10 protein-coding genes are annotated in these 11412 nt (G+C 40.6%); 6 read left to right on the forward strand and 4 right to left on the reverse strand.

Annotated elements, in window-relative coordinates; translation table 11 throughout:
* The first annotated feature begins 93 nt into the window (after nucleotides 1–93).
* A complete protein-coding gene (locus tag G4P69_RS12690) occupies nucleotides 94–588 on the forward strand; it encodes a DUF427 domain-containing protein (RefSeq protein ID WP_208350095.1) in 495 nt (164 codons plus the stop codon).
* A 270-nt stretch (nucleotides 589–858) separates the two neighbouring features.
* Here the strand turns inward: G4P69_RS12690 and G4P69_RS12695 are convergent, their stop codons facing one another.
* Complete coding sequence (locus G4P69_RS12695) at nucleotides 859–1083, reverse strand: hypothetical protein (RefSeq protein WP_208344314.1); 225 nt, start codon at nucleotides 1081–1083, stop codon at nucleotides 859–861.
* Nucleotides 1084–1655: 572 nt separating this feature from the next.
* On the opposite strand from G4P69_RS12695, the gene G4P69_RS12700 reads away from it, so the two are divergent.
* Entirely contained in the window at nucleotides 1656–3047 is a 1392-nt protein-coding gene (locus G4P69_RS12700; RefSeq protein WP_208350098.1) for an amidase, read from the forward strand.
* 118 nt (nucleotides 3048–3165) lie between these two features.
* Here G4P69_RS12700 and G4P69_RS12705 read toward each other — a convergent pair whose 3' ends face one another.
* The 3 genes from G4P69_RS12705 to G4P69_RS12715 all read right to left on the reverse strand — a co-directional run bounded on the left by G4P69_RS12705 (nucleotide 3166) and on the right by G4P69_RS12715 (nucleotide 7903).
* Nucleotides 3166–3375 carry a type II toxin-antitoxin system RelE family toxin gene (locus tag G4P69_RS12705; protein WP_208344316.1) on the reverse strand — a complete coding sequence of 70 codons (210 nt, stop codon included), beginning with the start codon at nucleotides 3373–3375 and terminating at the stop codon, nucleotides 3166–3168.
* 147 nt (nucleotides 3376–3522) lie between these two features.
* Complete coding sequence (locus G4P69_RS12710) at nucleotides 3523–5742, reverse strand: sensor histidine kinase (RefSeq protein ID WP_208344317.1); 2220 nt, start codon at nucleotides 5740–5742, stop codon at nucleotides 3523–3525.
* Nucleotides 5743–5782: 40 nt separating this feature from the next.
* Nucleotides 5783–7903 (reverse strand): sensor histidine kinase, encoded by a 2121-nt coding sequence (locus G4P69_RS12715; RefSeq protein WP_208350100.1) that lies wholly within the window; start codon nucleotides 7901–7903, stop codon nucleotides 5783–5785.
* A 363-nt stretch (nucleotides 7904–8266) separates the two neighbouring features.
* Here G4P69_RS12715 and G4P69_RS12720 point away from each other — a divergent pair, with 363 nt between their 5' ends.
* Genes G4P69_RS12720 through G4P69_RS12735 form a run of 4 tightly spaced genes read left to right on the forward strand, consistent with a single transcriptional unit; the run spans nucleotide 8267 to nucleotide 11402 of the window.
* On the forward strand, nucleotides 8267–8557 hold the full coding sequence (locus G4P69_RS12720; protein WP_208344806.1) for a radical SAM-modified peptide, FtsH ternary system-associated: 291 nt from the start codon (nucleotides 8267–8269) through the stop codon (nucleotides 8555–8557).
* A gap of 35 nt (nucleotides 8558–8592) precedes the next feature.
* Nucleotides 8593–9186 (forward strand): hypothetical protein, encoded by a 594-nt coding sequence (locus tag G4P69_RS12725; RefSeq protein WP_208344807.1) that lies wholly within the window; start codon nucleotides 8593–8595, stop codon nucleotides 9184–9186.
* Nucleotides 9179–10240, forward strand: a complete 1062-nt coding sequence (locus tag G4P69_RS12730) for a HesA/MoeB/ThiF family protein (protein WP_208344808.1) — start codon at nucleotides 9179–9181, stop codon at nucleotides 10238–10240. The genes G4P69_RS12725 and G4P69_RS12730 overlap by 8 nt, the downstream gene beginning before the upstream one ends.
* A 31-nt stretch (nucleotides 10241–10271) precedes the next feature.
* Nucleotides 10272–11402 (forward strand): caspase family protein, encoded by a 1131-nt coding sequence (locus G4P69_RS12735; protein ID WP_208344809.1) that lies wholly within the window; start codon nucleotides 10272–10274, stop codon nucleotides 11400–11402.
* Nucleotides 11403–11412: the final 10 nt, after the last annotated feature.

An 11412-nucleotide genomic window follows, 5' to 3' on the forward strand; every position in this document is an offset into this window, starting at 1 on the left:
AAAGTGAAATCTGCTTTTCTCACAAATTGTGCGATCGCCTCTAAAATTAGGTAAACAGCTTGCATAATTAGATTTCTTTTTACTTTTGCCTGAATGAGACCCCAACCTATAAAACCAGATCCCGGACAAGAATCAGTTTGGGATTACCCTCGTCCACCTCGCCTTGAGGATACCAGCAAACACATCCAGATTATATTTAACGGTATTACTATTGCAGATACTCATCACGCTAAGCGTGTTTTAGAAACTAGTCATCCTCCTAACTACTACATCCCACCCACAGATATCAAAATGGAATATCTGGTACTGACACCAAAGTCTAGCTTTTGTGAGTGGAAAGGACGTGCAAGTTACTACACAATTCGTGTTGGTGATCAAGAAGTTCAAAATGGTGCGTGGTTTTATCATAATCCTACACCCAGTTTTGCATCCATTAAAGATTATGTAGCTTTTTACGCTCATCCAATGGATGCTTGTTACGTTGACGGGGAAAAGGTTCAGCCACAACCAGGAAATTTTTACGCTGGCTGGATTACTAGTGATATCACAGGACCATTCAAAGGTGAACCAGGTACTTGGGGATGGTGAGTTAGTGGTTAACAGCTAAAGCATTTGTGAAGCTAATCCAAATATTTAAAGCTTTTAGCGTAGGACTACGGAGAATCAAACAGACTTACTTCAAAAATCAGCACAAATACTAATGCTATCATATAACTTCAAACTTTAGAATATTGTCCATAAAAGTCTTCATTGTTTGATTCATGATTGTGTTCCTCAGCGTGGCGTCAAAAGCGTCACGTTTTTCTTTGTTTGAGAAGTAGGTGAGAATAAGGAGTTGTTAACTGATGATAAGTTCCGCTACCTTTTAGGTGGAGGAGGTAGTGGAATATCCACAGCCGTCCACGCAACAACTTGTTCGGGAGTTAGAATTTCTACATGATTGGTGCGTCCACGACCCAAACTGTACAACACAAATTCTCCCTTCACCAACATAGCGATGTAAAGGTCTCTAGAGCGCGTTGTTACCCAAATCATCTCTCCTTCATTTGGAAGAGTTTTTTTTGCTTCAATCCAGTTACTCATGGCTAATGATTAATTTCTGAAGACCAAACTTGTATGTCTTGTAGTGCTTTGTATCAAGAGTACAAATGCAACGACGGTGAATTGATTTGTGCAGATGCCTCGCCCTTTGTTTTTGCAATATAACCTATTACTCATTAAGGTTAATAGTGTACTCGTACAACATCTCCTGTCATTAAGAGGTGACTTGAAGAGCTTAAGTAGGATTACTAAACGATTCTCAAAAAAATTTGAGCTTTAAGCAAAGTCAAGCCACCATAACAAAGTCAAGCTACTGGAATACTTGTGCTTGACTTTACAAAAAATGTGAGATAAGCAATTAAAGAAGGAGTCAGAAGACAGTAGTCAAGAGCCAGAATCAATCTCGCTTTAGATTTTACTCTAACGAAATTAAACTCTTTATTCATCCACCGGCAGTGCAACATACCCAATCGAATTCTGACTACTGAATTCTTTTTGTTAACACCTAACCATTTCTAAAGAAAAACCGTGTTTGTGAATGCATTTGCTACCAAAATGTAAAAAAGTGGATAAAAGATGATAGGAATAAACAAAATTAGCCGCCAAATTAACGCATGAACCAAATTGATTTAGCCTTTAAGACTGCATTAGAACAAGCAGAGTTAATCCGTCGCCGCGAAGTATCACCCATTGAGTTAGTAGAAATATATTTAAATCGTATTTCTACCTTGAATCCCCAATTAGGAAGTTATTTTACTGTCACGGCAGAACAAGCGATCGCAGATGCTCAAGCCAAAACCGAAATACTGACGACAACCTCAGAACTACCGCCGTTTTTTGGCGTACCAATTTCTATTAAAGACCTTAACCCGGTCGCAGATGTTCCTTGTACTTATGGAAATCCTGCATTGCTAAATAATATCCCAAACTATGATGATGGGGTAGTGACGCAGATTAAGCAAGCTGGATTTATTATTCTAGGTAAAACAGCAACTTCAGAACTGGGTTCTTTTCCTTACACAGAACCAACAGGATTTCCTGCAGCTAGAAATCCTTGGAACTTAGAATACACTCCTGGTGGTTCTAGTGGTGGTGCTGCGGCTGCAGTAGCAGCAGGATTGTGTGCGATCGCTCAAGGTTCTGATGGTGGTGGTTCGATCCGGGGACCGGCTGCTTGTTGTGGTTTAGTGGGGATTAAGCCATCACGAGGACGGGTGTCTCATGCACCAGTAGGCGATCGCCTCAGTGGTTTAGCAACGAATGGTCCATTAGCGCGAACTGTTGCCGATGCAGCTGCTCTTTTAGATGTTATATCTGGATATGTGACAGGCGATCCATACTGGTTACCAGATCCACAACCGTCATTTCTTGCCGCTACCCAAGAAAAACCAGGCCGTTTGCGAATTGCCTATACTACCAATATCCCTCCAATGGGAAAAGCTGACAAAAACTGCGAACAAGGCGTTCTGCAAACACTCAAGTTCTTAGAAGAACTTGGTCACACAGTTGAAGAGATCAGTTTTGATTTCAGTGGTTTAGTGGAACCGTTTACATTCGTTTGGCAAACTGGGGTAGCAGCATCGGCTATTCCTTCTGAAGCATTACAACCGCTAAATCGTTGGCTTATAGCACAAACGGGTTCTGCTGGTCAGTATCTTCAAGCTGTCTCCCAACTACAGATGATATCGCGACAAATCGTAGCGATTTTTGAGACAGTCGATGTTTTAGTCTTACCAGTGTATTTACATTCTCCTATCCGGGTTGGAGAATGGGCAGATTTGAGTCCTCAAGAAACATTCCAGAAGATTATTCATTGGATTGCACCTTGTCCACCAGCTAATGCTACTGGACAACCCGCGATCGCACTTCCTGTTGGTTTTGATGAAGTAGGTTTACCAATAGGTGTACAGTTAATGGGACGACCGGCTGCTGAAGCTACTTTAATTAGTGTAGCAGCACAACTGGAAGCTGCTAACCCTTGGATTAACCATCGTCCTAGTTTGTGAGTTTTTGGGCATAGGGCATAGGGCATAGGGCATAGCGTTAGCGACGCAGGAGCTTCTCCCGAAAGGGGATGGATTCGAGCGCCGCTTTAGCCTTAAATGCTATTGAATTGCGCCTTATCTACCAATACGGTTCAGTTAAGGTTAGTAGTAGGTTGGGTTGAACGGTCGTGAAACCCAACAAAATCCGTTTAATTCTACTTTTACTAACTTTTTTTGGTTCGTATTTTAAAAAAGTTTCTATCGCTTCTCTAACTTTTTGACGTACATCTGCTCTAAGAGCGCGTAAGTCTTCTACAGCTTCCGGTGAGAGTATGATTTCATAGGACATATGTTGTTTATTATAACAGGACAAACGCTTTTAATTAGAACTTGACAAAAGAACATATGTATGTTTTTTATAATGGTGCAAATCAAAAAGTACTTGAAAGCTTTGGAGTTGCATGTTGGTGCGCTGAATCGCAACTACGAACCAAATTTAGGAAGGTAATGTACTATTATCAATGGTTTGGTGGGTGACTGGTAATGTAAACCAAAAAGTTGCTCCTGCTTGCGGTGCACTTGTCACACCAATTTTGCCACCGTGAGCATTAATAATTTGCTTGCACAGATATAAACCCAAACCCAAACTCACAGAACTGCGGAGACTGCTACCGCGAAAATAAAGGTTAAACAGTTGCTCGGACTGCTGCTGGCTCATACCTACACCGTTATCAGCAACTGTACAGCGAATCTTATCCCCTTCTACCGTTGCGTTAACTGTAATGCTTAGGTTTGGAGGGTTGTGTTTCATAGCATTAACAATTAAGTTAGAAAACACTCGCCATAGTTGCGTAGGATCGGCGTTTACTGTTGGTAAGTCAGGTGAAACTAAATTTGTCAGAGTTACTTGATTTTCTTGTAGCATTGGTTCTAAGTCAGCGATCGCAGCTTCAACCACAGAGTACAATTGCACTTTTTCCGTTTGCAAAACCACTCCTTGTATCTCGTTAACATGGGTTTCCATCAACGAGTTAATTAGGCTAAGTTGGCGATCGCTACTTTGTACCATCCGCTCTAAAATTGACCGAGACACAGAAATTGAGGAGTTTTCCGCGCTTTGATTTAACAAATTTTTCAGCACCATTAAAGTACCTAACACGGGGTTGCGTAAATCATGGGAAACGGCGTGAAAAAATACTCGTAGTGCTTCCTCGGTTCGCTTGCGATCGCTAATATCGAGAATCACGCCCACTAAACCACCAAGCGTGCCATCTGCTTTTAAGAAAGTCGCTTTGTAAAAAATCACATCATGCTTCTTACCATCTTGGTAGAGAACAGCGCCTTCATAAGTCTGAACTCCTTGCTCATCAAATAATACTTTATCCGCTTGATAATATCGCTCAGCAAGATCCTTCGGTACTAAATCGAAAACAGACTTACCGATAATTTGCTGTTTGCTTAAGCCTAAAGCTTCTTCAAAAGCTTGATTACATCCTACATAAATACCTTGGGGATTTTGATAGAAAACTGGTGTTGGAATTGTATCGGTTAAAACTTGAAGAAAATTTAATTGTTCTTGTAGTGCTGTTTCTACCTGCTTGCGTTTAGTAATATCTTCAATTAGCCCTTCGTAGTAAAGTAATCGATTGTTTCCATCACGAACTGCATAAGCCTTTTGTGAAATCCAAACAATACTACCATCTCGTCGATAAATCTGAGACTCAAACCCTGACACTCTACCATCTTGTTCTATTAAGTGTACAAACTCTGCATAACGAGATGGATCAACATATAGTTGATTGGCAATATCAGCCAATTCTATAACCTCTTCTGGAGAAGAGTAGCCATAGATACTTGCTAGTGCAGGATTCGCCGTGATGTAGCGTCCATCGGGAGTGCTTTGAAATATACCTTCAACTGCGTTTTCAAAGATGCTACGATATTTAGCCTCAGCAACCCCTACTTTCTGATAAGCAGTTTGGAGTTCTTTACGAGCATAAAATTCAGAACTTTGTAAGCGTTCGTATAGGTATACCGCCAAATCGCTGATGAAACATACCCAGAAAATCGACAAAATTAACGTTAAGTCGTATATTGAGTGGTTAGTATATGGTGGTGGTAGCTTTAGCCCCAAAGCTGTATTGACAGTAAAGTAATATAAAAGTACTACCACCTGTGATACCAGATGGAGATACCAGCGTATTGGGATCAGGGTAGCTTGAGTTAGGAAGACTACGATCCAAGCTAATCTATCTGGTAAAGCAAAACCTTTAAGCGTTGCGACAATTTGCTCAACCAGAGTAATAGAAAACGACATGCATAAAAACAAAGCTTCGGGATAACGACGAGCTATCCTTGTTTGATGCAGTATTAAACAGCCTACCAGACTCAAAAATATGAAGATTTCAGCCGTAAAAAAAAGATTTTGAACTTCTGGTGTCAACTTTGTGGCTTGTTGAAAGTTAAATACTTTCTGAAAAATATTTTGTACTATAAATGTAGATACAAAGAAAATGGCAATCCCTATTGTTAACCATAACCGCTGCCACATGAAGCGACGCCTAACAGCAAGCCACTCTACGTCTTGGCGTAAAGTTCGGTATTTCAGGAGCATTTCCTCATCCATCAGCCATTTAACAATACGGTTGGCTTTTCGACCATACTTCCGTACTGTTCTCAACAGAGTAGCTTTAAGGGTGTGACCAAGTCTTACCATTCCAAGGAAGGGGTTTGCCTTCTTCATCTCGAGATCGAACCTAAAGTTGCTGAGTTGCTATTGGGAGTGTGAACCAGAAAGTTAACCCTTGCTTACGGTTACCACTGAACACGCCCATTTCACCGCGATGTGCCTTGATAATTTGCCGACAAAGAAACATTTTCAAGCCAATGCTTGTTGAACATCGTGCTTGTGGATCGCGTACGTACAAATCGAAGAGGCGATTACACTCTAACTTACTCATTCTCACACCGTCATCTTGAATAATACAGCGAATCACTCCCCTTTCAATCGTAGCTTTCAAGGTAAAGTTTAAACCTGGTGGATTATTTTGCAAGCTTTGAGTCAATAAATTGACAAAAACTTTCTGTAACTGTACTGGATCAGCAATAACTGGTGGTAAATCAGCAGGAATTAGATTATTGACATTAGCTTGATTTTGTGATATGAGATGTGATGAATGGTTAATAATGTCTGTTACTAGGGTACTAAGATTGACGGCTTCAGTACGAAGAACAACACCTTGCTCAATGCTCGCATGAATTTCTAGCAGTGAATCAATCATCCCAAGTTGGCGATCATTACCTTGAATCATTCGCTCTATAACTCGGCGAGATATAACAAGAGGGGAAGAGTCGTCGCGTTGTTGTTTGTCCTCCACTGAATTATTTAGCAGATTATTTAATACCATCAAGTTACCCATGACAGTAGTTCGTAAATCGTGGGAAACTGTGTGCAAAACTACATCTTTTACCCGACTGAGTTCTTGGATTTCCTCCATTTTCTGTTGTAGTTGTGCTGTTCGGTCTTGTACTTGAAGTTCTAAATTAGCGTTTAGTTCTGCTAGTTCTTGATATAGCTGCGCTTGCTGAATGGCGATCGCTACCTGTTCTGACATCTGCTGAAGCAAATCAATTTCCATAGCTGTCCAATGACGTGCTTCTCGACATTGGTTAGCAACCAACGCGCCAAACCATTCATCATTCAGGATAATCGGTACAGCCAAAGTCGCCCTGGTTCTAAATTCTTGATAAAGTCCCTGCAATTCGGGTGAGGTTACTTGCGTGATATCTTCTACAACTCGTACACGATGGGTGGTTAATAGTTTTCTCAATTCTAAAAGATAAATTTCGTGTTCAGGCTTCCAGTTCAACACAGATGGATATTCTGGATCGACTGATTCAGCAAGGATTTTTGATTTTCCCAACGTATCTCTAAGAGCAATAAAAACTCGATCTGCTTGTAAAAATTGCCGAACTTCGTTGACTGTAGTGTGGAGAACTTGGTCTAGATTGAGAGAGTGACGAATTCGTGTTAAGGTTTGGCTGAAGAGGCGATCGCGTTTTGCACTCAGTAGTAGTAACTCTTCCGTCTTTTTGCGTTGGGTGATATCATTCATAACACAAAGCACGCAAGCTTGTTCCCCAAGGGTAATCATCTCGGCTGAGAACAGTACCACCTTCAGCTCACCTGATTTTGTGTAAAACTCAGCTTCTAAATTCCGAACAAACCCCTCCTCCAGTAACATCCTTTGTATCCTGGCTCCTTCAGCAGAATTGTTCCAAATATTCAACTCTCCAGGAGTACGATTAATCACTTCTTCGCGAGAAAAGCCGCTAATCTCAACAAACGCATCATTAGCATCCACGTAACGCCCATCTTGAAGCTTCAGGATACTAATTGGGGTAGGGCTACAACGAAATGCTTTGGAAAATTTTTGCTCAGACTCCCAAAGAGAAAGTTCTGCTTGTTTGCGGTCTGTTATATTAGTTAAAAATCCATCCCAAACAACATCGCCCTCTTTTTGTATTTCTGGGCAAGCGGTTCCTTGAATCCACTTGAGTTTGTTACTATTGGTGATGATCCGACCTTCCCAGCGCCAAGGTATAATTCGAGTGGAAGAAGTAGCAATGGATTCTTCAAAAGCTTTGATATCTTCTGGATGAATAAGGTTATAGATTGCTTGAAAATCTTGCTGTACATCCTCTGGTTCTAATTCAAACAAATCTCGACAACCAGAACTAGCATAAAGGATAGACTTGGAACCGTCTTGTCGCTGAAGCAATTGAAAAATCATCCCCGATAAGTTGGCGGCGATTTTTTCCAGTAGACGTAATGCTTCTTTTTCTGGCGTGTGCAGCGCGTTCACAGTTTCATCCATTCTTTAGACTTTGATCCACAAGCAACTAATTGATTGTGAAAGGTAATCAAGAGCCGCTTGGCAGTTTTTCAGGATTTAGATTACCGCCACCTCTTCTTTACAGAGTACAATGTCTTGGAATGTATCGCATTCACCCAACTGGATGAAGAATTATAGCATGGGGCACCCCTCTGGGGAAGTCAAAAGTCAAAAGTCAAAAGTCAAAAATGGGTAAGATTTGTCTTTTTTTCTCCCCTGCATCCCCTGCTCCTGTGCTCCCCTGCTCCCCTGCTCCTGTGCTCCCCTGCTCCCCTGCTCCTGTGCTCCCCTGCTCCCCTGCTCTTGTTTGGGAAACGTGGTCTATACTCAAAAATTGCTCATTTCTTGCTAGAATTTGAAACACAAGCTTTGTTTTCTTATTATCAGTCTCTATATAACAACTTGAGCGATTTAATTTCTAATTCTCCTCCCAAAACACGCTTTGTTTCTCATCTGCCAGATTTAATGACACAAGAAGATTATCTTAGTAGTTCTGACGATAAGAAGATTCGTGTGCGAATTAATATCAATGATCAAGGAGTTGATGTACTAGGTGATAGTATGTATGCTCATCTAGTAGAAGAATTAATGGCAGGGTTAGGGGCAGATGAGATCGAACGAATGCTTTGTGGTTGAAGCAACGGGGAAGATATATTCTGACTATCTTTATTATGCCCGAACAATCCAAAAACTTACCTGATTTACGTAGTGACTTTGACCAAGGGGCTAGTGTTGCTATGGATCCGGTTAATAACACTGCAATTCACAGAGGTGGTCAAGGAATAACGACCCTAAATTCCTATTGGTTGCACCAGTACTGTCCGGTTTGTTCTCACACGTTCCGATTGGGTGATACAGTAGAAATCGCGAACGATGGAACTGTTCGACATAATAGCCCTTTGTTGCCTTGTAGCCAGACTGATGTCACTAAGTTGGATTTTTCTGAACAGTCATCGGCTTTTTTTATGGGGTTGGATACAACTTGTCCTCCACCAAAGGATATGCCTATTGCAAGGTTAAATGCTAGTCATCACTTACTAAATCCACCATTGGCAGGTTTTCAACGCCATACTTGTGTAGTGTGTAGTCATACTTTTCGGCAAAACGATCGCGTTGTTATTTGCCCTTGTAGTCCTCATGAACCTTTGTGCAAGATAGCTGTCCATCGAGATATTATTCATGGTCTTAATTGCTTAGAAGCATGGAATCCAGGGTTTAATGGACAACGTTACTGTCCTGTCACATCGAAAAAACTTGATGAGTAGTCGTTATGCTCGACATGAATTAATCCCTGGTTGGAGTCAGCAAAAGCTCGCGGATGCGAAGGTGATTATTGTTGGGATGGGAGCTTTAGGTAATGAAGTTTCTAGAATTCTTGCTATGTCTGGAGTGGGTAGTTTGCTTTTGTGTGATCCAGATCGGGTAGAAGAATCTAATTTGAGTCGAACGCTGTTGTTTCGTGAATCCGATATTGGTCGTTTTAAGGTAGAAGCAGCCGCAGCAGCTTTAATAGAATGGAATCCTGGATTGAAAATTGAGACGCGATCGCTACCACTGATTCATGGTGTAGGATTAGGGGAAATCCGAGAGGCTAATCTAGTTATTAGTTGTCTAGATAGCCGTTCTGCTCGTTTACAGCTTACAGGTCGTTGTCAATTAATGAAAACTCCCTACATTGATGGAGGAACACACCCTTGGGGTGGAGAAGTACGACCTTACTTAGATCCACAAGGAGCATGTTACGGATGCAGCCTTAGTGTAGAAGACCGTAGCATAGCTGATGTTCCTTGGAGTTGTCTTGATACCAGACAAGAAATTTCTGTAGGTGCAGCAGTTCCATCTTCTGCTTTAGTGGGAACATGGATGGGAACAATAGCTGTCCGTTTTCTTATGGATATGACTTGTCCTTCTGGTACTTTGTCGATTGATACTGGACGAGGAAGCACGGTCATTATTCCACAAGTACGAGATCCTGAATGCCCGTTGCATACATCAATTGATTTTGTAACCAAGATTAATGTTAGTTTTCAGGATACTATACAAAAGCTGCGGACTTTCCTACCTCAACAATCAGTTCCTCTTGTTTGGGAACCAGTGCAAAAGCTTGTAGAATGTTCTCATTGCAATTTTCATGAAATACGATGGGGTGTTCCTTCTAGAGATTTTTGTCCCCAGTGTCAAAAACCTTTAAGACCTAGAACAACTATTGAATTAGATGACGTTCCAGAAGATATAACGCTTGAGCAATTGGGTATTCCTAAGCGTGAAATACTGACCGTGAAAACAATGAATGGCTGGGAATGGTTTGAGTTAGAATGATGGAAAAATAAAGGAGATCGATGAACAACAAATGCTTGAGCGTGAAATAATCCCAGCAACGGAGGAAAAACAAAAAGGAAATTTTTGGGCATTATTAGTTGGTGTGAATCATTATGTTGATTCTGAAATTAAAGACTTAATGTTTTGTGTAAATGACGTTAAAGCTTTACAGAAAACTCTCTCTAAGCTAGGCTACGAAGTATTCTGTCTTCATGATGAACTAGACGATAAAGACTCACCGACTCGTAGGAACGTAAAGGCAAAACTTAATATACTTTCTCAAACACTCCAACCCAATGATCTCCTTTGGGTACATTTCTCATGTCATGGAACGTTGACTCCTGATAAAAAAGAGCCTGTTTTGATACTAAAGGATACTGAATATTCTCTTTTAGACGATGAATCCGAAGTTTTATCTGTAGCGCAAGTCGAAAGCTATATGAGAAAAAGTGGAGCGCGTCAACTAATACTGACATTAGATGCTTGTCACAGTGGGGTTAATATAGGCAGAGATGTAATTGACCAACAAGAGTTTTTTGAGAATGTCTACCAAAAAGCTGAAGGTTTTGCTCTACTTGCAGCAGCTACAGCAAATCAAAAAGCTTATGAAGATAGAGAAAATGGGATTTTTTCACATTTTCTATTACAAGGATTAAATAGTAAGGAAGTTAGGGAAAATAAAAATTTTATTACTGTTTATCAACTTTATTCGTATGTATTGAATGAATTGAGAAAATGGGGAGTTCAAAAGAATCGCTTGCAGTTTCCTACGCAACGTATTGAAGGATTAGGAGACATAGTCCTCGCTTACTATGCAGAGAATGTAGTAAAATCAGATGAAAACATAGTTGACAAAACCGTAGTAAAAACCCAAAAAGTCAAAATGAACTTACAGGAACTAATAAAAAATGGAATACTCAAGGAGCTAACAACCTCATTCAATAATGAAGATATGGCAGAGTTATTACTAAATGCGATAGATTTTCCTGGTCATATGCGTCCTATTTTTCCTACACAAGGTACGAGTTTGGGATATTGGCAGAAAATTTGTACAACAATTCAGAATGGTGCTTCGCCTAGGGGAAACGACTTACAATACTTGGTAGATGCAGCAGCAGATATTTATCCTGGAAATTCTACTTTTCAGAAATACCGTAGTTAGATTAGCAGTT

Source organism: Aetokthonos hydrillicola CCALA 1050, assembly GCF_017591665.1.
GTDB lineage: Bacteria > Cyanobacteriota > Cyanobacteriia > Cyanobacteriales > Nostocaceae > Aetokthonos > Aetokthonos hydrillicola.

Coding starts and splice junctions, on each gene's coding strand:
- G4P69_RS12690 (WP_208350095.1), top strand. CDS start 94: ATGAGACCCCAACCTATAAAACCAGATCCCGGACAAGAATCAGTTTGG.
- G4P69_RS12695 (WP_208344314.1), bottom strand. CDS start 1,083: ATGAGTAACTGGATTGAAGCAAAAAAAACTCTTCCAAATGAAGGAGAG.
- G4P69_RS12700 (WP_208350098.1), top strand. CDS start 1,656: ATGAACCAAATTGATTTAGCCTTTAAGACTGCATTAGAACAAGCAGAG.
- G4P69_RS12705 (WP_208344316.1), bottom strand. CDS start 3,375: ATGTCCTATGAAATCATACTCTCACCGGAAGCTGTAGAAGACTTACGC.
- G4P69_RS12710 (WP_208344317.1), bottom strand. CDS start 5,742: ATGGTAAGACTTGGTCACACCCTTAAAGCTACTCTGTTGAGAACAGTA.
- G4P69_RS12715 (WP_208350100.1), bottom strand. CDS start 7,903: ATGGATGAAACTGTGAACGCGCTGCACACGCCAGAAAAAGAAGCATTA.
- G4P69_RS12725 (WP_208344807.1), top strand. CDS start 8,593: ATGCCCGAACAATCCAAAAACTTACCTGATTTACGTAGTGACTTTGAC.
- G4P69_RS12730 (WP_208344808.1), top strand. CDS start 9,179: ATGAGTAGTCGTTATGCTCGACATGAATTAATCCCTGGTTGGAGTCAG.
- G4P69_RS12735 (WP_208344809.1), top strand. CDS start 10,272: ATGCTTGAGCGTGAAATAATCCCAGCAACGGAGGAAAAACAAAAAGGA.